General features: G+C 65.4%; 19 protein-coding genes. 13 read left to right on the forward strand and 6 right to left on the reverse strand.

Annotated elements, in window-relative coordinates:
- Window positions 1–134: 134 nt before the first annotated feature.
- The 13 genes from fabD (at window position 135) to cysE (ending at window position 11565) form a co-directional block, all read left to right on the forward strand.
- On the forward strand, window positions 135–1067 hold the full coding sequence (fabD, locus tag L0V05_RS12760) for an ACP S-malonyltransferase (RefSeq protein ID WP_234871053.1): 933 nt from the start codon (window positions 135–137) through the stop codon (window positions 1065–1067).
- Window positions 1068–1178: 111 nt separating this feature from the next.
- Window positions 1179–1916 carry a 3-oxoacyl-[acyl-carrier-protein] reductase gene (fabG, locus tag L0V05_RS12765; RefSeq protein ID WP_234871055.1) on the forward strand — a complete coding sequence of 246 codons (738 nt, stop codon included), beginning with the start codon at window positions 1179–1181 and terminating at the stop codon, window positions 1914–1916.
- Window positions 1917–2094: 178 nt separating this feature from the next.
- Complete coding sequence (locus tag L0V05_RS12770; protein ID WP_234871057.1) at window positions 2095–2328, forward strand: acyl carrier protein; 234 nt, start codon at window positions 2095–2097, stop codon at window positions 2326–2328.
- 112 nt (window positions 2329–2440) lie between these two features.
- Window positions 2441–2944 carry a GNAT family N-acetyltransferase gene (locus L0V05_RS12775; protein WP_255683798.1) on the forward strand — a complete coding sequence of 168 codons (504 nt, stop codon included), beginning with the start codon at window positions 2441–2443 and terminating at the stop codon, window positions 2942–2944.
- A 64-nt stretch (window positions 2945–3008) separates the two neighbouring features.
- Complete coding sequence (gene fabF / locus L0V05_RS12780) at window positions 3009–4271, forward strand: beta-ketoacyl-ACP synthase II (protein ID WP_234871061.1); 1263 nt, start codon at window positions 3009–3011, stop codon at window positions 4269–4271.
- On the forward strand, window positions 4271–5452 hold the full coding sequence (gene mltG, locus L0V05_RS12785; RefSeq protein WP_234871063.1) for an endolytic transglycosylase MltG: 1182 nt from the start codon (window positions 4271–4273) through the stop codon (window positions 5450–5452). Before fabF ends, mltG begins: the two co-directional genes overlap by 1 nt.
- Window positions 5453–5571: 119 nt before the next feature.
- On the forward strand, window positions 5572–6051 hold the full coding sequence (locus L0V05_RS12790; protein ID WP_234871065.1) for a VOC family protein: 480 nt from the start codon (window positions 5572–5574) through the stop codon (window positions 6049–6051).
- A 201-nt stretch (window positions 6052–6252) separates the two neighbouring features.
- Complete coding sequence (locus L0V05_RS12795) at window positions 6253–6576, forward strand: hypothetical protein (RefSeq protein WP_234871067.1); 324 nt, start codon at window positions 6253–6255, stop codon at window positions 6574–6576.
- Window positions 6500–7870, forward strand: coding sequence for a DNA-packaging protein (locus tag L0V05_RS12800; protein ID WP_234871069.1), 1371 nt, complete (start codon window positions 6500–6502; stop codon window positions 7868–7870). Before L0V05_RS12795 ends, L0V05_RS12800 begins: the two co-directional genes overlap by 77 nt.
- Window positions 7871–8068: 198 nt before the next feature.
- On the forward strand, window positions 8069–9250 hold the full coding sequence (locus L0V05_RS12805) for a phage portal protein (protein WP_234871070.1): 1182 nt from the start codon (window positions 8069–8071) through the stop codon (window positions 9248–9250).
- A complete protein-coding gene (locus tag L0V05_RS12810; RefSeq protein WP_234871072.1) occupies window positions 9250–9492 on the forward strand; it encodes a GTA head formation protein, RCAP_rcc01685 family in 243 nt (80 codons plus the stop codon). Before L0V05_RS12805 ends, L0V05_RS12810 begins: the two co-directional genes overlap by 1 nt.
- 14 nt (window positions 9493–9506) lie before the next feature.
- Window positions 9507–10661 (forward strand): GTA baseplate fiber-binding domain-containing protein, encoded by a 1155-nt coding sequence (locus L0V05_RS12815; RefSeq protein WP_234871074.1) that lies wholly within the window; start codon window positions 9507–9509, stop codon window positions 10659–10661.
- An 82-nt stretch (window positions 10662–10743) separates the two neighbouring features.
- Entirely contained in the window at window positions 10744–11565 is an 822-nt protein-coding gene (gene cysE / locus L0V05_RS12820; protein WP_234871076.1) for a serine O-acetyltransferase, read from the forward strand.
- A 67-nt stretch (window positions 11566–11632) separates the two neighbouring features.
- On the opposite strand, the gene L0V05_RS12825 is transcribed toward cysE, so the two are convergent.
- From L0V05_RS12825 to L0V05_RS12850, 6 genes are all read right to left on the reverse strand, one after another.
- Window positions 11633–12949 (reverse strand): pyruvate dehydrogenase complex dihydrolipoamide acetyltransferase, encoded by a 1317-nt coding sequence (locus L0V05_RS12825; RefSeq protein WP_234871078.1) that lies wholly within the window; start codon window positions 12947–12949, stop codon window positions 11633–11635.
- A gap of 13 nt (window positions 12950–12962) precedes the next feature.
- Window positions 12963–14390, reverse strand: a complete 1428-nt coding sequence (locus tag L0V05_RS12830) for a pyruvate dehydrogenase complex E1 component subunit beta (protein ID WP_234871080.1) — start codon at window positions 14388–14390, stop codon at window positions 12963–12965.
- A 12-nt stretch (window positions 14391–14402) separates the two neighbouring features.
- Window positions 14403–15392 carry a pyruvate dehydrogenase (acetyl-transferring) E1 component subunit alpha gene (gene pdhA, locus L0V05_RS12835; protein ID WP_234871082.1) on the reverse strand — a complete coding sequence of 330 codons (990 nt, stop codon included), beginning with the start codon at window positions 15390–15392 and terminating at the stop codon, window positions 14403–14405.
- Window positions 15393–15526: 134 nt separating this feature from the next.
- Window positions 15527–15823, reverse strand: coding sequence for an FtsB family cell division protein (locus L0V05_RS12840; protein ID WP_234871084.1), 297 nt, complete (start codon window positions 15821–15823; stop codon window positions 15527–15529).
- A gap of 110 nt (window positions 15824–15933) precedes the next feature.
- Window positions 15934–16542 carry a hypothetical protein gene (locus L0V05_RS12845; protein WP_234871086.1) on the reverse strand — a complete coding sequence of 203 codons (609 nt, stop codon included), beginning with the start codon at window positions 16540–16542 and terminating at the stop codon, window positions 15934–15936.
- Window positions 16542–17471, reverse strand: coding sequence for a class I fructose-bisphosphate aldolase (locus tag L0V05_RS12850; RefSeq protein ID WP_234871088.1), 930 nt, complete (start codon window positions 17469–17471; stop codon window positions 16542–16544). Before L0V05_RS12850 ends, L0V05_RS12845 begins: the two co-directional genes overlap by 1 nt.
- Window positions 17472–17499: the final 28 nt, after the last annotated feature.

Consider the following 17499-nt stretch of genomic DNA (forward strand, 5'->3'; position numbering starts at 1 on the left):
GGACCAAAGGCCTTCGAAGACCTTTGGCAAATTTCTGCGAAGAAATTTGCGCGTCGCGCCAGGTGCTCGGCGGCGTTGCGAAGGACCGGACGGCGCGCTAAGCGGGGAGGCGACAGATCGAGGGAGGGCCAGAGATGAGCCGCGCATTCGTTTTCCCGGGGCAGGGCGCCCAGACCATCGGCATGGGCCGCGCGCTGGCCGAGGCCTATCCGGCCGCGAAGGCCGTGTTCGACGAGGTTGATGCCGCGCTTGGCGAGAAGCTTTCGGCGCTGATCTGGGAAGGAGATGCCGAGACGCTGACGCTGACGCAGAACGCCCAGCCCGCGCTGATGGCGACCTCGATCGCCGCGCTGCGGGCGCTGGAGGCCGAAGGGGTCGGCGTGACGTCGGCAGCCTTCGTCGCGGGCCACTCGCTTGGGGAGTATTCGGCGCTCTGTGCGGCCGGGTCGCTGACGTTGGCCGATACCGCGCGACTTCTGCGCCTCAGGGGGCAAGCCATGCAGGCGGCGGTGCCGGTGGGCGTCGGTGCGATGGCGGCACTGCTCGGCCTCGATTTCGCCGCCGCCGCCGAAGTGGCGGCCGAGGCGGCGCAGGGCGAGGTCTGTCAGGCCGCCAATGACAACGACCCGGCGCAGGTCGTGGTCTCGGGGCACAAGGGGGCCATCGAGCGGGCGGTCGAGATCGCCAAGGCAAAGGGCGCCAAGCGCGCGCTCTTGCTGCCGGTCTCCGCCCCCTTCCATTGCGCGCTGATGCAGCCGGCAGCCGAGGCAATGGCGGCGGCGCTCGCGGGCGTCACGATCAAGGCGCCGGTCGTGCCGGTCGTGGCGAACGTGCGGGCCGAGGCGGTGAGCGATCCGGAAGCGATCCGCAAGCTTCTGGTCGAGCAGGTGACCGGCTCGGTCCGCTGGCGGGAATCGGTCCTGTGGATGGAAGCGCAGGGCGTGACGGAGGCCTGGGAAATCGGCGCCGGCAAGGCGCTGTCGGGCATGGTGAAACGCATCGCGCCGGGTATTGCCACGCGGGCGGTCGGCACGCCGGACGACGTCAAGGCGGCGGTGGCCGGATAGGGGGGCTTTCCGCCCCCTCTGGGCCTTTCGGCCCATTCACCCCCGAGGATATTTGAGAACAGAAGAAGCAGTGCAGTCGCGAGGCTCCACTACCAGATCGAGGGAACCGACATGTTCGACCTGACAGGGAAATCGGCGCTGATCACCGGCGCTTCGGGGGGGATCGGGGGCGCGATCGCGCGGGCCCTGCACGGCGCGGGAGCGACGGTGGCTCTTTCGGGGACGCGGGTCGCGCCGCTCGAGGAACTTGCGGCGGAACTGGGCGGCCGCGCTCATGTGATCGCCTGCAACCTCTCGGTCGCCGAGGAGGTCGAGGTGCTGCCGAAGAAGGCGGCGGAGGCGATGGGCGCTGTCGATATCCTGGTCAATAACGCCGGGATCACCCGCGACAACCTGTTCATGCGGATGTCGGATGAGGAATGGCAGCAGGTCATCGACGTGAACCTGACCTCGACCTTCCGGCTGTGCCGGGGCGTGCTGCGTGGCATGATGAAGGCGCGGTGGGGACGGATCGTCAACATCTCTTCGGTCGTGGGGGCGACGGGCAATCCGGGGCAGGGGAACTATGCCGCCTCGAAGGCCGGGATGGTCGGGATGTCGAAGAGCCTCGCCGCCGAGGTGGCGAGCCGGAACATCACGGTGAACTGCGTGGCGCCGGGCTTCATCACCACCGCGATGACCGACAAGCTGAACGACGAGCAGAAGGCCCGAATCCTCACGCAGGTGCCGGCCGGCCGGATGGGCGAGGCCGACGAGATCGGCGCGGCGGTGCTCTATCTGGCAAGCCCCGAGGCAGGCTATGTGACCGGTGCCGTGCTGCATGTGAACGGCGGAATGGCAATGATCTGAGCGCCGGCCGCGCGCCGCCGGAAAGGGTTTGCCTTGACGATGGGGCCTTGCTATAGGCGCGCAGGACGGGCCAGAGTGGCGGAAGCGCTTTGGGCCTCCCACTGGTTCGGCTATGCGCTGGCCCGAGGGACAGAAACGGATATTGCGGGGGCACCCCGCTGCTTTGAGAGGAACTGACATGAGCGACATCGCGGATCGCGTGAAGAAGATCGTCGTGGAGCATCTGGGCGTGGAAGCGGACAAGGTGACCGAGAACGCCTCGTTCATCGACGATCTGGGCGCGGACAGCCTCGACACGGTCGAGCTGGTGATGGCGTTCGAGGAAGAGTTCGGAATCGAGATCCCGGATGACGCCGCCGAGACCATCCAGACCTTCGGCGATGCGGTGAAGTTCATCACCAAAGCCTCCTGATTGCAGCCGGCATGACGCCGTCCGCAGCGCCTCCCGCAACCCGGGGGGCGCTGTTTTGATTCCGGGGTCAGTTGGTGGCGACATTCCCGAACTCCTGACGCCACGTCTGCGGTTGCGCGGCATGTGGCCGGCCGATTTCCCCAGCTTTGCCGCGCTCTGGTTGGACCCGGAGGTGACCGCGCGGGTCGGGGTGCCGGCGCGGGACGAGGCCGAATCCTGGGGGTCCTTCCTGCGCAATGCTGGGTCCTGGGTGCTGCTAGGCTACGGGCAATGGGCGATCTGCGATCGGACCAGCGGTGAGTTTCTGGGGCACACCGGCATTTTCCGGGCAATGCGCGGGCATGGGGCGGATTTTGATGGCGCTCCCGAGGCGGGCTGGGTGCTGGCCCGGGCGGCGCAGGGACGGGGGATCGGCACCGAGGCGGTAAGGGCGATGCTGGCCTGGGTTGACGCCTCTGACCATGCCGGGGCGCTGGTGGCGCAGATCGATCACGGCAATGCCGCCTCGCTGGCGCTGGCGGCGCGGATGGGGTTCCGGCGGATGCGCGATGTGGCCGGCGGGGAGCGGGGACTTGCCCTGCTGCGCCGCCCGGGGCCGCAAGAGCCGCCTGGCTGAGTTGCGCGGCGCGACAGGCCCGTGTATCACCGCCCGAACATGCAAAAAGGCAGGAGGGCGCCGGATGCGTCGGGTCGTTGTCACCGGACTGGGAATGGTCACGCCGCTCGCGTGCGGGGTGGAGGAAACCTGGTCGCGACTGATCGCGGGGAAATCCGGCGCGGGCAAGATCACGCGCTTCGACACGTCGAATGTCGTGACCCAATATGCCTGCGAGATCCCCTTCGGTGACGGGACGGACGGCACCTTCAACGCGGACGACTGGATGGAGCCGAAGGACCGGCGCAAGGTGGATGACTTCATCCTGTACGGGATGGCGGCGGCGGTCCAGGCGGTGAAGGATTCCGGCTGGAAGCCGCAGACCGAGGAAGATCGCTGCCGGACCGGCGTTATGATCGGGTCGGGGATCGGCGGGCTCTCGTCAATTGCGGAGACCGCGGTGCTGATCAAGGAGAAGGGGCCGAAGCGCGTGTCGCCCTTCTTCATTCCGGGTGCGCTGATCAACCTGATTTCGGGGCAGGTCTCGATCCGCTTCGGCTTCAAGGGGCCGAACCACGCGGTCGTCACCGCCTGCTCGACGGGCGCGCATGCCATCGGCGACGCGGCACGGCTGATCCAGTGGGGCGATGCCGATGTGATGCTGGCGGGGGGAGCCGAGGCGCCGATCAGCGAGATCGGGATCGCCGGGTTCAACGCCTGCAAGGCGCTGTCGACCAAGCGGCCCGACGAGCCGGAAAAGGCGAGCCGCCCTTATGACGCGGATCGCGACGGCTTCGTCATGGGCGAGGGCGCCGGCGTGGTGGTTCTGGAGGAATACGAGCACGCCAAGGCGCGCGGCGCCAAGATCTATGCCGAGGTGCTGGGCTATGGCCTGTCGGGCGATGCCTATCACATCACCGCGCCGTCCGAGGATGGCGATGGCGGCTACCGATCGATGCAGATGGCGCTGAAACGGGCGGGGCTGGAGCCTTCGGCGATCGACTACATCAACGCGCATGGCACCTCGACCATGGCCGACACGATCGAACTGGGCGCGGTCGAGCGGCTGATGGGCGATGCGGCGGCGAAAGCGACGATGAGTTCGACGAAGTCGTCGATCGGGCACCTGCTGGGCGCGGCGGGCGCGGTCGAGGCGATCTTCTGCGTGCTGGCGATCCGCGACCAGATCGCGCCGCCGACGATCAACCTCGACAATCCGGCGGTGGAGCCGAAGCTTGACCTTGCGCCGAACAAGGCGGTGAAGCGCAAGATCGACGTGGCGCTGTCGAACTCCTTCGGGTTCGGCGGCACCAATGCCTCGCTGGTGCTGGGCAAGGTCAAGGGCTGATGTGGCGCTCGCTCGCCTCGAATTCGCTGACGCTGATCCTGGTGGTGCTGGTCTTTGCGGCCGGCATCCTTGCCTGGGGACGGCAGCAGTTCACCGGGCCGGGGCCGCTTGCCGAGGCGGTCTGCGTGCGGGTGGACAAGGGGGCGACGCTGGCGGTTGTGAGCCGCCAGCTTGAGACGCAAGGTGCCATCAGCGATGCACGAATCTTCCGGATCGGGGCGGATTATGCGGACCGGGCGGCGAAGCTGAAATTCGGAAGCTATTTGGTGCCGGCAGGGGCCTCGATGGCAGAGATCCTTGCGGTTCTGACCGAAGGCGGTCAGTCTACTTGCGGGCAAGAGGTGAACTTCCGGATCGGTGTCACCGGTACCGATATCGTGCTGCGCGAGCTGGACCCTGCGACGAATGCCTTTGTCGAAGTGGTAAAGTTCGACCCGGCCACGGGGCAGGCTCCTGCAGAATACAAGGCGGCGCTGGAAGATACCGACATGCGCTGGCGGGTCACGCTGGCCGAGGGGGTGACCAGCTGGCAGGTCGTTGACAGCCTGAAGCGGGCGGCGTTCCTGTCGGGTGAGGTCAAGACCATTCCGCCCGAAGGGAGCCTGTCTCCGGATAGCTACGAGGTGACCAAGGGCGAGGACCGCAATGTTCTGATCGGCGAGATGCAGGCCCAGCAGGCGCAGATCCTCGCCGATCTCTGGGCGGCGCGGGCAGAGGGTCTGCCCTACAAGACGCCGGAAGAGGCGCTGGTCATGGCCTCGATCGTCGAGAAGGAAACCGGGGTTGCCGAAGAGCGGGCCAGGGTGGCGAGCGTGTTCCTGAACCGCCTGCGCGACGGCATGCGGCTGCAGACCGACCCGACCGTGATCTACGGGATCACCAAGGGACAGGGAAGCCTTGGGCGAGGGCTGCGGCAGAGTGAGCTTCGCCGCTCAACGCCTTACAACACTTATGTAATTGACGGTCTGCCCCCGACGCCGATTGCCAATCCCGGGACCGACTCGATCAAGGCGGCGCTGAACCCGGAGACGACGGACTATCTCTATTTCGTTGCGGACGGCACGGGCGGGCATGTCTTTGCCGCGACACTGGCCGAGCACAATACCAACGTCACCAAGTGGCGGGCCATCGAGGCGCAGCAGCAAGAGCAACAGGACCAGCAGCAGACCACGCAGCCCTGAGCAGGGCTGGGCGCGAGCCTATTTGGCCCTAGAGTAAGGCGCTGTCGGCTGGGAAAAGGTTGGGCGCAGGCGCGGTGACCCTTTCGCGAGCCGCAGTCAGGCATGGGGGAGGACTGTCGATGGCTGTTGCGAAGAACACGATCTGCATCTGGTATGACCGCGATGCCGAAGAGGCGGCGCGGTTTTATGCCAGCGTCTTTCCCGACAGTGTGGTCAGAAGCGTGCATCGCGCGCCCTCGGATTATCCGTCGGGGAAGAAGGGCGATGTGCTGACGGTGGATTTCACCGTTTGCGGTATTCCCTGCCTCGGGCTGAACGGCGGGCCGGTATTCCAACAGAGCGAGGCATTTTCGTTCCAGATCGCCACCGACGACCAAGCGGAGACGGATCGTTACTGGAATGCGATTGTCGGGAATGGCGGGCAGGAAAGCGCTTGCGGCTGGTGCAAGGATCGCTGGGGCCTGTCCTGGCAAATCACGCCACGTGTCCTGACCGAGGCGATGGCCGCCGGGGGCGACGAAGCGCGGCGGGCTTTTGATGCGATGATGCAGATGCGCAAGATCGACGTCGCTGCGATAGAGGCGGCCCGCCGGGGCTGAAGCCGAATCCTTGCTGGTTTCTTAACGCGTCGTTCTGTAAGTCATTGGCAAGGCGGGATTTTTGGCTTGACTTGGCGCGCGGTCCGATGTATTGGTTATGTCATGCTGGAAGAAGTGGGCAAGCAGCCCCGGGGTGGCCCGGAGGCTGCTTTTTCATGTCGCTCGAGGGCGGAGGGTGCATGAGAGCGGGTGCAGCAGTCGATGACAATCAGGTTCTCCGAAGGAGACGCGCCGCCGCCGGACCTACTGGCGGCGACGGAGGGACTTTACCGTGAGGTGGCCGAGGAGCTGATCCGGGCGCGCGACAGGCTGCGCGCCGGCAGCAACGAAGAGGCGCAGGCGGCCATGCAGGCGGTCCGCGACCTCAAGGCCGCCTTCCAGCTGGTGATGGACGAAAGGACGAGAATTGACAAACTCCGCAAGCAGGTTGCCGGGGTCGTTCACGACTATGCGCTCGACTTCGACGCCGCGCGAACTGAGATCGGGCGCCGCCTGGCTCGCCTCCGCGACGCCGGAACAGGTTGATGAATTCCTGGAAGGGCTGGACGAGAATGCCTTCCTGTCGCTGCCGTGGATGTTCGAGTTCTGGGCGCTGCCGCATCAGCTGCCGCCAGACGGGGCCTGGAAGACCTGGGTCATCATGGGCGGGCGTGGGGCGGGCAAGACCCGGGCCGGGGCGGAATGGGTCCGCGCGCAGGTAGAGGGGCCGCGCCCGATGGATCCCGGTGCGGCAAAGCGTGTGGCGCTGGTCGGCGAGACGATCGAGCAGGTGCGGGAGGTGATGATCTTCGGCGACAGCGGGATCCTTGCCTGTTCGCCGCCGGACCGGAAGCCGGACTGGGAGGCGGGGCGCAAGCGCCTCGTCTGGCCGAACGGTGCGGTGGCGCAGGTGTTTTCGGCGCATGAGCCCGAGTCGCTGCGGGGGCCGCAATTCGATGCCGCCTGGGTGGATGAACTGGCGAAGTGGAAAAGGGGGCAGGAGAGCTGGGACATGCTGCAGTTCGCACTGCGGCTGGGAAGCCATCCAAGGCAGGTGGTGACGACGACGCCGCAGAATGTCGAGGTGCTGAAGGCGATCCTGCGGAATCCCTCGACGGTTGTCACTCATGCTCCGACGGAGGCGAACCGGGCCTATCTGGCGGCGTCGTTTCTGGAGGAGGTGCGGAGCCGCTATGGCGGGACGCGGCTGGGGCGGCAGGAGCTGGAGGGCGAGTTGCTGGAGGATACCGAGGGGGCACTCTGGACCACAGCGATGCTGGAGGCGGCACGGCTGAAGGAAGTGCCGCGGCTGAGCCGGGTGGTTGTGGCGGTCGATCCGCCGGCGACGGGGCATTCGCGGTCGGATGCGTGCGGGATCGTGGTGGTGGGCGCGGTGACCGAGGGGCCGCCCCAGGACTGGCGGGCGGTGGTGCTAGAGGATGCAAGCGTGACGGCGGCCTCGCCGCAGGACTGGGCGCGGGCGGCGATCGAGGCGTTCCACCGGCATGGCGCCGACCGGATGGTGGCCGAGGTCAACCAGGGCGGCGAGATGGTCGAGACGGTGATCCGCCAGTTCGACGCGCTGGTTCCGTTCCGGGCGGTCCGGGCGGTGGAGGGCAAGCGGCTGCGGGCGGAGCCGGTGGCGGCTTTGTACGAGCAGGGGCGGGTTGCGCATGTCCGGGGGCTGAACCACCTCGAGGACGAGATGTGCCGGATGACGGTGCGCGGCTATGTCGGTTCGGGCAGCCCGGACCGGCTGGATGCGCTGGTCTGGGCGTTGACCGAGCTGATGGTGGAGCCGGCAAGGGTCTGGCGGCGGCCGCAGGTCAGGACGCTGTAAGGGAAGTACCAAAAGCCTTCGAAGGCTTTTGGCAAGTTCCTTTGAAGAAATTTGCGGGACGCGCCAGTTCGGCGTTGCGCCTGGGGCGGCTGCGGGAGCCTCCGGCGGGGATATTTACGGAACGGAAGAAGGGCAGGTCGGTCGCTTTGCTCGGGAGCGGCGGGGCGGAGCCTTGTCTGGTGGAATGAGGGGAACGGGATGGTGTTCGACTTCCTGCGGCGCGGGGCGATGTCTGCCGCGCCCGAGGCCAAGGCCTCGGCAACGGGGGCAGTGGTGGCGTTCCGGGGATCGGGGCGACCGGTCTGGAGCGGGCGCGATGTGCTGTCGATGGGCAAGAGCGGGTTTCTGACCAACCCGGTCGGGCATCGGGCGGTACGGCTGATCTCGGAGGCGGCGGCGGCGCTGCCTCTGGTCCTGCAGGACCATGCCCGGCGCTACGAGGCGCATCCGGTTTTGGAGCTGATCCGGCGGCCGAATGCGGCGCAGGGGCGGGCGGAACTGCTGGAGGCGGTCTACGGTTATTTGCTGTTGACCGGGAATGCGTATCTCGAGGCGGTGCCGGGAGCGGGGAGGTTGCCGGGAGAGCTGCATGTGCTGCGCTCGGACCGGATGGCGGTGGTGCCGGGGGTGGATGGCTGGCCGGTCGCCTATGACTATGCGGTCGGGGGCAAGGCGCATCGGTTCGACATGACGGGTGAGGTCGCGCCGATCTGTCATGTGAAGACCTTCCATCCGCAGGATGACCATTACGGGCTGTCGGCCTTGCAGGCGGCAGCGGTCGCGGTCGATGTGCACAACGCGGCGTCGAGCTGGTCGAAGGCGTTGCTCGACAATGCGGCGCGGCCCTCGGGGGCGATCGTCTACAAGGGTGTGGACGGACAGGGGGCGCTGTCGTCGGACCAGTATGACCGGCTTCTGGCCGAGATGGAGGCGCATCATCAGCGTGCGCGCAATGCCGGGCGGCCGATGCTGCTGGAGGGCGGGCTCGACTGGAAGCCGATGGGCTTTTCGCCCTCGGACATGGAGTTCCAGAAGACCAAGGAGGCGGCGGCGCGGGAGATCGCGGTGGCTTTCGGGGTGCCGCCGATGCTGCTCGGTATTCCGGGGGAGGCGACTTACGCCAATTACCAGGAGGCGCATCGGGCCTTCTACCGGCTGACGGTACTGCCCTTGGCGCAAAGGGTGATGGCGGCGCTGTCGCACTGGCTGTCGGGCTTCACCGGCGAGGCGGTCGAGCTGCGCCCTGATCTTGATCAGGTGCCGGCGCTGGCGGCGGAGCGAGATCAGCTTTGGGCGCGGGTCGGTACCGCTGACTTTCTGACGGCGGCGGAGAAGCGGGCGGCGCTGGGGCTGCCGCCGGTGCCTGCCGAGGGGCGCTGATGGCGGCGCGGGTGCCGGGCGGGTCGCGGTTCCTGTTCGACAGTTTCGATGCCGCGGCGGCGCGGATCGAGGCGAACGAACGGGTCGCCGAGGAACGGTGGAACGCGCTCGAGTACCGGTTGGGGCAGATCGAGGTGACCTTGGACCGGCTGGAGCGGAGGATCTGGCTCGGTGTCTATGGCGTGGCGGCCTTTCTGCTGGCGCAGGGGGCCGAGGCGCTGATCCGGGCGGCGGGACGATGAAGGAGGATTTGGGGATGTTCGGAGCGCCGGAGCGGAAGTTCCATCGGCCCGAGGCGGGGCTGGTGCTGAGCGAAGGGCGGATCGAGGGCTATGCCTCGCTGTTCGGCAAGCGCGATCAGGGCGGCGATGTGGTGATGCCGGGGGCCTATCTGCGGTTCGAGGCCGTCAGGGTCGAACCAGTGTCGCACCAGCTCTCGGATGCGGTAGATGTCAGGCCGCAAGTCAATCCGGTTCTCGCATCGGGTCCAGTGCTTCCGCTTTTCCTCGATCTACCGCTTCTCGACGGGTCTGAGGTACCTCATGCGCCACATATTGCTGTTGCGGCGAAACCGTGGCCCGGGCCGGTTGCAGTCTGGAGTTCGGACGCTGACGACGGCTATCGGCAAAACCGTCTGATTTCGTCGGCTGCTCTGATCGGGATTACCGAAACACCGCTAGGACCGGCTCGGGCAGGGCTCGTTGATCGCGGGACGGCGTTGCGCGTCAAGCTGGGCGAGGGAGCGCTATCGAGTCTGCCTCACTCCTCAATGCTAAACGGCCGAAATCTGGCTGCGATTGGAGACGGCAGCAGCGCAGGCTGGGAAATTCTCCAGTTCGCCAGAGCCGAACTTGTAGCGCCGCAGACCTTTGAGCTTTCCGAGCGTTTGCGCGGGCAGGCGGGTAGCGAGCCCATCATGGAGCGTACCTGGCCGGTAGGTAGCTATGTCGTTTTCCTCGATGAGCGGCCAGACCAGATCAATCTGCCATTGGCAGCACGCGGGCTTGGCCGTCACTACCGCATAGGCGCTGCACGGCGTGGCTACGATGACGAGGAGGTCGTCCATCGCATCGAGGCGTTTGCCGGGATCGGACTTCGTCCGTACCGCCCCGTTTTCCTTCGTGCTCGGTCGGTGGCTGAAGGCTTGCTTCTGTCCTGGGTGCGGAGAAGCCGGATCGACGGGGACAGCTGGGAGACTTACGAAGTCCCGATCGGCGAGGATAGAGAGGCCTACCTGCTGCGCGTTTGGCTTGGGGCGGACCTGAAACGGCAAATGCGCCTGACATCTACGGAATGGCTATATCCGGCGGCGATGCTGGCCGCGGATGGAACGTCGGGCGGCTGCATCATCGAGGTCGCGCAACTGTCCGAGCGTTTCGGTCCCGGGCCATTTGCCGCGATTGGGACCTGAGAAAGAGAAGCCGCAGCTTTTCTTTGTATCGGTCTATCTGGTCCTATATCATGGGAACAGTGTTCTAATCGGAGGCACCGAAATGGCTGAAACCCGTGCAAAAGTCGCTGCCGTTGACCCGGTCTGGCAGCGCATCTGCGATGAAGCGGTGGATGCCATCCGAATGGAGCCTCTGCTGGGCGGGCTGGTGCATTCAAGCCTGCTGCACCACCCGACGTTCGAACGGGCCTTGGCCTATCGATTTTCGCAGAAACTGGCCTCGGGAGAGATGAGTGAGCAGATCCTGCGCGAGATTGCGGATGAGGCTCATAGCAACGATCCGGAACTTGGACAGGCCGCGCGAGCCGATGTGATGGCGGTCTATGAACGCGATCCGGCCTGCCACCGGTTCATCCAGCCGGTCCTGTATTTCAAGGGATACCAGGCTGTGCAGGCCTATCGGGTTGGCCATTGGCTGTGGACCCAGGGGCGCAAGGACCTTGCCTACTTCGTGCAAATGCGGGTTTCCGAGGTGTTCGGTGTCGACATCCATCCCGCCGCTCGGGTCGGCCGAGGGATCATGATCGATCATGCCCATTCGATCGTGATCGGGGAAACTGCGGTTGTCGGTGACAACGTCTCGATGCTTCATTCCGTGACACTTGGCGGCACGGGCAAGGAAGACGGCGATCGCCATCCCAAGATCGGGGACGGCGTGCTGATCGGGGCCGGGGCGAAGGTTCTTGGCAATATCCATGTCGGCCAATGCAGCCGTATCGCCGCCGGTTCGGTCGTCTTGCAGGATGTACCGCGAAACACAACCGTTGCTGGCGTTCCCGCCAGGGTCGTTGGGGAAGCGGGTTGCGCGCAGCCATCGATGTCGATGGATCAGCGGCTGGACGACTGCGACTGCGGTGGCGACTGAGCCTGTCAGCTTCTGAATGTTCAAGGCCGGGTGAGAGCCCGGCCTTTTTTGCATTTCGCTGATCTGGTCAGGCCAGCATCCCGATCGGGTTTTCAAGGTTTTCGACGATCGCCTTGAGGAACTCTGCCCCAAGCGCCCCGTCGATCACACGGTGGTCGACGGAAAGCGTCATCGACATTACCGTCGCTACAGTGATCTGGCCATCCGACCCCACGACAGGCTGCTTCAGGCCGGCACCAACGGCAAGGATCGAGCCATGCGGCGGGTTAATGACCGCGTCAAAGTTCTCAATCCCGAACATGCCAAGGTTGGAGATCGCAAAGCTGCCGCCCTGGTATTCATGGGGGGCGAGCTTGCGGGTCTTGGCCCTTGTTGCGAGGTCTTTCATCTCAGCCGACAGAGCCGAGAGCGACTTCTTGTCGGCGTCGCGCAGGACAGGGGTGAAGAGCCCGCCTTCGATCGCCACCGCCACCGCCACGTCCGAGGGCTTCAGCCGCAGGATGCGATCCCCGGCCCAGACGGCATTGGCGTTCGGCACTTGCTGAAGAGCAAGTGCGCAGGCCTTGATGATGAAGTCGTTCACCGACAGCTTCACGCCCCGGCCTTCCAACTGCTTGTTCAGCGTCTCGCGGAACGCCATGAGCGCGTCGAGCTTTACCGACCGCCGCAGGTAGAAATGCGGGATGGTCGATTTCGCCTCGGACAGTCGGGCGGCGATGGTCTTGCGCATGCCGTCCAGCGACACCTCTTCGTAGGCACGGTCGGCAAAGAGCCTTGCCACCGCATCTGCAGAGGGGGCCGGTGCCGCTGCAGCCTGGGCCGCGACCGGGGTCGCAGGAGCGGCTGCGGCTGGCGGCGCCGCGGCAGGTTTCGCTCCCGCGGTCAGACCTTCGACATCCGCTTTGACGATGCGCCCGTGCGGGCCGGAGCCGGCGATGGTCGTCAGGTCGATCCCCTTCTCGGTCGCGATGCGGCGCGCGAGTGGTGAGGCAAAGACGCGGGTGCCGGGACGGGCGGCTGCGGGTGCGGGCGCAGTAGATGCGGGCGCGGGTGCTGCCACAGCGGCCGAAGCTGCGGCCGGTGCGGCGGAAGTTGCCGGAGCGGGGGCCGCTGCCGGGACAGGGGCTGCATCGGCGCTTTCGCCTTCCTCGATCAGGACGGCGATCGGGGTATTCACCTTCACACCGGCCGTGCCTTCTGAGACCAGGATCTTGCCGACAATGCCTTCGTCGACAGCCTCGAACTCCATCGTCGCCTTGTCGGTTTCGATCTCGGCCAGGATCTGGCCGGACTTCACCGTGTCGCCTTCTTTCACCAGCCACTTGGCCAGCGTGCCCTCCTCCATCGTGGGCGAGAGGGCAGGCATCAGGATCTGCGTTGCCATTTCTCTTTCCCCCTTACCGGTAGCAGACGGACTTGACCGCCTCGATCACCTCGGCGGTGGTGATCAGGGCGAGCTTCTCGAGGTTGGCGGCATAGGGCATCGGAACGTCCTTGCCCGTGCAGTTCACCACCGGCGCGTCGAGATAGTCGAAGGCGCGCTGCATGATGACCGCTGACAGGTGGTTGCCGATCGAGCCGACGGGGAAACCTTCCTCGACCGTGACGCAGCGGTTGGTCTTGCGGACCGAGGTGAGCACTGTCTCGTAATCGATCGGGCGCAGGGTGCGCAGGTCGATCACCTCGGCGCTGATGCCTTCCTTGGCAAGCTGATCCGCCGCATCGAGTGCGAAGGTCATCCCGATACCGAAGCTGACGATGGTGACGTCGGTCCCTTCGCGCCAGATCCGGGCCTTCCCGAAGGGGATGGTGAAGTCATCCAGGACCGGCACCTCGAAGGAGCGGCCGTAGAGGATCTCGTTTTCCAGGAAGATCACCGGGTTCGGATCGCGGATCGCGGACTTCAGCAGGCCCTTCGCATCCGACGCCGAGTAGGGCATCACCACCTTCAGGCCCGGAATGGCCGAGTACCAGGCGGCATAGTCCTGGCTGTGCTGGGCGGCGACGCGGGCGGCGGCGCCGTTCGGGCCGCGGAACACGATCGGGCAACCCAGTTGGCCGCCGGACATGTAGTTGGTCTTGGCGGCCGAGTTGATGAGGTGGTCGATCGCCTGCATGGCGAAGTTGAAGGTCATGAACTCGACGATCGGGTTCAGGCCGCCCCAGGCGGAGCCGACGGCGATCCCGGCAAAGCCGTGCTCGGTGATCGGTGTGTCGACGACGCGGCGCGGGCCGAACTCATCGAGCAGGCCCTGGCTGATCTTGTAGGCGCCCTGATACTCGCCGACTTCCTCGCCCATAAGGAACACGCGCTCATTGGCGCGCATCTCTTCGGCCATAGCCTCGCGCAGCGCCTCACGCACCGTCATGGTCTTCATCGCCGTTCCGGCGGGCCAATCCGGCGTCGTGTCGGCCTTCGTCTCGACCGGAGCAGTGATGGCCGGGAAGTTCGGCGCAGGCGCCGCCACCGCAGCCGGAGCCGCCGCCGGGGCAGGGGCCGCCGCCGGGGCAGGGGCCGCCGCCGGGGCAGGGGCCGCCGCCGGGGCAGGGGCCGCAGCAGCCGGAGCCGCATCGGCACTTTCGCCTTCCTCGACCAGCACGGCGATCGGAGTGTTCACCTTCACTCCAGCCGCGCCCTCGGGCACCAGCAGCTTGCCGACGATCCCTTCATCGACAGCTTCGAACTCCATCGTCGCCTTGTCGGTTTCGATCTCAGCGATGATCTGGCCGGATTTGACCCTATCACCTTCCTTGACCAGCCACTTGGCCAGCGTGCCTTCCTCCATCGTGGGAGAAAGCGCGGGCATGAGAACCTGAATTGCCATCGTCTTTCCCCCTCAGGCGTAGATATCGGTCCAGAGCTCCTCGACGGGCGGCTCCGGGCTTTCTTTCGAGAATTCGGCGGCCTCGTTCACGATCGCCTTGATGTCGCGGTCGATCGCCTTGAGGTCGTCGTCGGTGGCGAGGCCAGCGTTCACCAGCAGATCGCGCACATGCTCGATCGCGTCCTTCTCGGCACGCATCTTCTCGACTTCTTCGCGGGTCCGGTACTTGGCCGGGTCGGACATCGAGTGGCCGCGGTAGCGGTAGGTCATCATCTCGAGGATGTAGGGGCCATTTCCGGCGCGGCAGTGCGCTACGGCCTTCTCGCCCGCCGCCTTCACCGCCAGCACGTCCATGCCGTCGACCTGTTCGCCCGGGATGCCGTAAGCGAGACCGCGACCGAAGAGAGTGGTCGACTTGGTCGAGCGCTTCACGCTCGTGCCCATGGCGTACTGGTTGTTCTCGATCACGAAGATCACCGGCAAGTTCCAGAGTTCGGCCATGTTGTAGGTCTCGTAGACCTGGCCCTGGTTTGCGGCGCCGTCGCCGAAATAGGTGAAGGTCACATTGTCATTGCCGAGATACTTGTCGGCGAAGGCGAGGCCCGCCCCAAGCGGCACCTGCGCGCCGACGATGCCGTGTCCGCCATAGAAATGCTTCTCGCGGCTGAACATGTGCATCGAGCCGCCCTTGCCCTTGGAGTAGCCGCCGATGCGTCCGGTCAATTCCGCCATGACGCCTTTCGGATCCATGCCACAGGCGAGCATGTGGCCATGATCGCGGTAGGAGGTGATGCGCTTGTCACCTTCCTTGGTCGCGGCTTCGAGGCCGACGACGACCGCTTCCTGCCCGATATAGAGGTGGCAGAAGCCACCGATCAGGCCCATGCCGTAAAGCTGGCCGGCCTTTTCCTCGAATCGGCGGATCAGTAGCATCTCCCGGTAGTAGGTGAGCAGTTCATCCTTCGATACGTTTGATTTCTCGGGCGATTTCTTGGTAGCCATCGGCGCCTCCTCCCGTCGTTTCCGTGAATGGTTCAACGTTAAACTATCCGCAGAATAACGGAATTCATTGGGCCTGACAAATACCATCGTTCCGCGACGTCACGAAACGTTGCGCGGCGCGAGCTGGGTATGGATCAGCGGATGACGACTTCGTCGGCGCGCAGGAGGCCCAGCACGTCGCGGGCCTGTTCGTCTAGAAGGTCGATGTCGAGATAGCCATCGGACAGTCGTCGGGTCTTGTTCTGCAGGACGGCCAGTTCCGCCTTCAGCTTGTCGCGTTCCTGGGTGAGTTCCTGCGCCTCGGCATTTATCTGCACGCGCCGAAAAACGCCAAAATCGCCCTGAACGGCGGCGAAGGTGAAATAGCACCCGAGCGTGAAAACGACCAAGAAATAGATCGCTGCGCCGATGGCGGGGCGTTGTCTGCTCATGTCCTGCCTAGTCTGTCACCCCTCTTTTTGCGGGAGTGATCGACGCGAATCATGTCACAGAAACATGACCTTGTGAATCCCAATTCGTGCGGGATTCCAGTCGGTTCTGGCTACTTCATCTCGATGGGCAGTTCACTGCCAACCTGCATGTCGGTGTCGAAGCGAAGTTCGATATCCTTGCAGGACTTGAACAGCCATTTCTTCGGGCAAAGCTGCGCCGAAGCGTGACCCGTCACATGACGGGAATAGCTGTCTGGGACCTTCGGGCCGATGCTGTCGATCACCAGTTCCGCTCGCTTGCCGGCCGAGGTCAACTGCGCGCCGTCCCAGTCCTTCTCGCGCAGGATGGCGATTTCGACATTTCCGGACGCAGGACCCGGCCGCAGCACGGTCCCGAAATCACCCTGCAGCCGTAGCAGCATCTTGTCGCTGTCCGGATCTCCGGGGGTATAGCCGATGATCCGGACCGAGATGACCTTGGTCTCCCAGTCACTCGTTGCGCCCGCCGAGGCATCGAAGGCCCCGACTGAGAAATCGTAGGTTTCCCACGCCACCGGCTTGCCGTCCAGCGTGCCGGTCACGTCGCCCATTTTCGGGGGATAACCTTCGGGGAGGTCCTCCTTGGTCAGGCGCATTTCCTCGCCGTCGACCACCACCACCTGCGCCGAGACGGGCGCGGCGGCCAAAAGCACAGTGGCAATGGCCGCCGCGAAGCGCATCAGGCCTTGCCCTTGTAGATGTCCACAAGCTTGCCCAGCATCGCCAGCGCGTCCTCGCGGCTCCGCTGGAAGCTGTTCCGCCCGATGATCGATCCGTTGCCGCCGCCGTCGCGGATCGCGCGGGCATCGTCATAGACCGCATCGGCGCCCTTGGCCGCGCCGCCCGAGAAGACGATGATGCGACGGCCGTTGAACGAGGCCTGCACGCAATGCTTCACGCGGGCCGCCAGCGTGCCGATGTCGATCTTTTCCTTGTCGTAGACCTTCTTCGCCTCGGGCTGCATCAGGTGGTCGGTCGACAGCTTGATCTTGATGATATGGGCCCCAAGCAGCGCCGCGATATGGGCGGCATAGGCACCCACGTCGATCGCCGTCTCGCCATCCTTGGTCACCGCCTCGCCGCGCGGATAGGACCAGATCACCGTGGCGATACCCTTCGAGGCCGCCTCGCGGCGCATCTCGACGATCTCCTCGAACATGTCGAGCGCCATATCCGACCCCGGATAGATGGTGAACCCGATGGCCGAGCAGCCAAGCCGCAGCGCGTCATCGACCGAGGCGGTGACCGCCTGGTTCTTGCCGGCAGTGTCGGACATCAGCGAGTTGGCCGAGTTGACCTTGAGGATCGTCGGGATCTGCCCGGCAAAGGTGTCGGCGCCGGCTTCCAGCGGGCCAAGAGGCGCGGCATAGGCCGACAGCCCCGCATCGATTGCCAGCTGGTAGTGATAGTGGGGGTCATAGCCCGCCGGGTTCGGCGCGAAGCTGCGCGCAGGGCCGTGCTCGAAGCCCTGGTCCACCGGCAGGATGATGAGCTTGCCGGTCCCGCCCAGCTTGCCCTCCATGAGGATACGGCAAAGGTTCGCCTTCACGCCGGGAGTTTCGCCCTCGTAATTCGCGAGGATCTTCTGCACTGTCCTGGTCGCACGCATCCGTTCGGTCCTTTCGAAATGATTTGGC

The organism is Alitabrizicola rongguiensis (genome assembly GCF_021491355.1).
GTDB classification, from domain to species: Bacteria; Pseudomonadota; Alphaproteobacteria; order Rhodobacterales; family Rhodobacteraceae; genus Aliitabrizicola; species Aliitabrizicola rongguiensis.

Coding starts and splice junctions, on each gene's coding strand:
- L0V05_RS12790 (WP_234871065.1), top strand. CDS start 5,572: ATGGCTGTTGCGAAGAACACGATCTGCATCTGGTATGACCGCGATGCC.
- L0V05_RS12830 (WP_234871080.1), bottom strand. CDS start 14,390: ATGGCAATTCAGGTTCTCATGCCCGCGCTTTCTCCCACGATGGAGGAA.
- L0V05_RS12795 (WP_234871067.1), top strand. CDS start 6,253: ATGACAATCAGGTTCTCCGAAGGAGACGCGCCGCCGCCGGACCTACTG.
- L0V05_RS12770 (WP_234871057.1), top strand. CDS start 2,095: ATGAGCGACATCGCGGATCGCGTGAAGAAGATCGTCGTGGAGCATCTG.
- L0V05_RS12810 (WP_234871072.1), top strand. CDS start 9,250: ATGGCGGCGCGGGTGCCGGGCGGGTCGCGGTTCCTGTTCGACAGTTTC.
- pdhA (WP_234871082.1), bottom strand. CDS start 15,392: ATGGCTACCAAGAAATCGCCCGAGAAATCAAACGTATCGAAGGATGAA.
- L0V05_RS12840 (WP_234871084.1), bottom strand. CDS start 15,823: ATGAGCAGACAACGCCCCGCCATCGGCGCAGCGATCTATTTCTTGGTC.
- fabD (WP_234871053.1), top strand. CDS start 135: ATGAGCCGCGCATTCGTTTTCCCGGGGCAGGGCGCCCAGACCATCGGC.
- fabF (WP_234871061.1), top strand. CDS start 3,009: ATGCGTCGGGTCGTTGTCACCGGACTGGGAATGGTCACGCCGCTCGCG.
- L0V05_RS12800 (WP_234871069.1), top strand. CDS start 6,500: ATGCGCTCGACTTCGACGCCGCGCGAACTGAGATCGGGCGCCGCCTGG.
- L0V05_RS12825 (WP_234871078.1), bottom strand. CDS start 12,949: ATGGCAACGCAGATCCTGATGCCTGCCCTCTCGCCCACGATGGAGGAG.
- L0V05_RS12845 (WP_234871086.1), bottom strand. CDS start 16,542: ATGCGCTTCGCGGCGGCCATTGCCACTGTGCTTTTGGCCGCCGCGCCC.
- L0V05_RS12815 (WP_234871074.1), top strand. CDS start 9,507: ATGTTCGGAGCGCCGGAGCGGAAGTTCCATCGGCCCGAGGCGGGGCTG.
- L0V05_RS12805 (WP_234871070.1), top strand. CDS start 8,069: ATGGTGTTCGACTTCCTGCGGCGCGGGGCGATGTCTGCCGCGCCCGAG.
- L0V05_RS12850 (WP_234871088.1), bottom strand. CDS start 17,471: ATGCGTGCGACCAGGACAGTGCAGAAGATCCTCGCGAATTACGAGGGC.
- mltG (WP_234871063.1), top strand. CDS start 4,271: ATGTGGCGCTCGCTCGCCTCGAATTCGCTGACGCTGATCCTGGTGGTG.
- fabG (WP_234871055.1), top strand. CDS start 1,179: ATGTTCGACCTGACAGGGAAATCGGCGCTGATCACCGGCGCTTCGGGG.
- cysE (WP_234871076.1), top strand. CDS start 10,744: ATGGCTGAAACCCGTGCAAAAGTCGCTGCCGTTGACCCGGTCTGGCAG.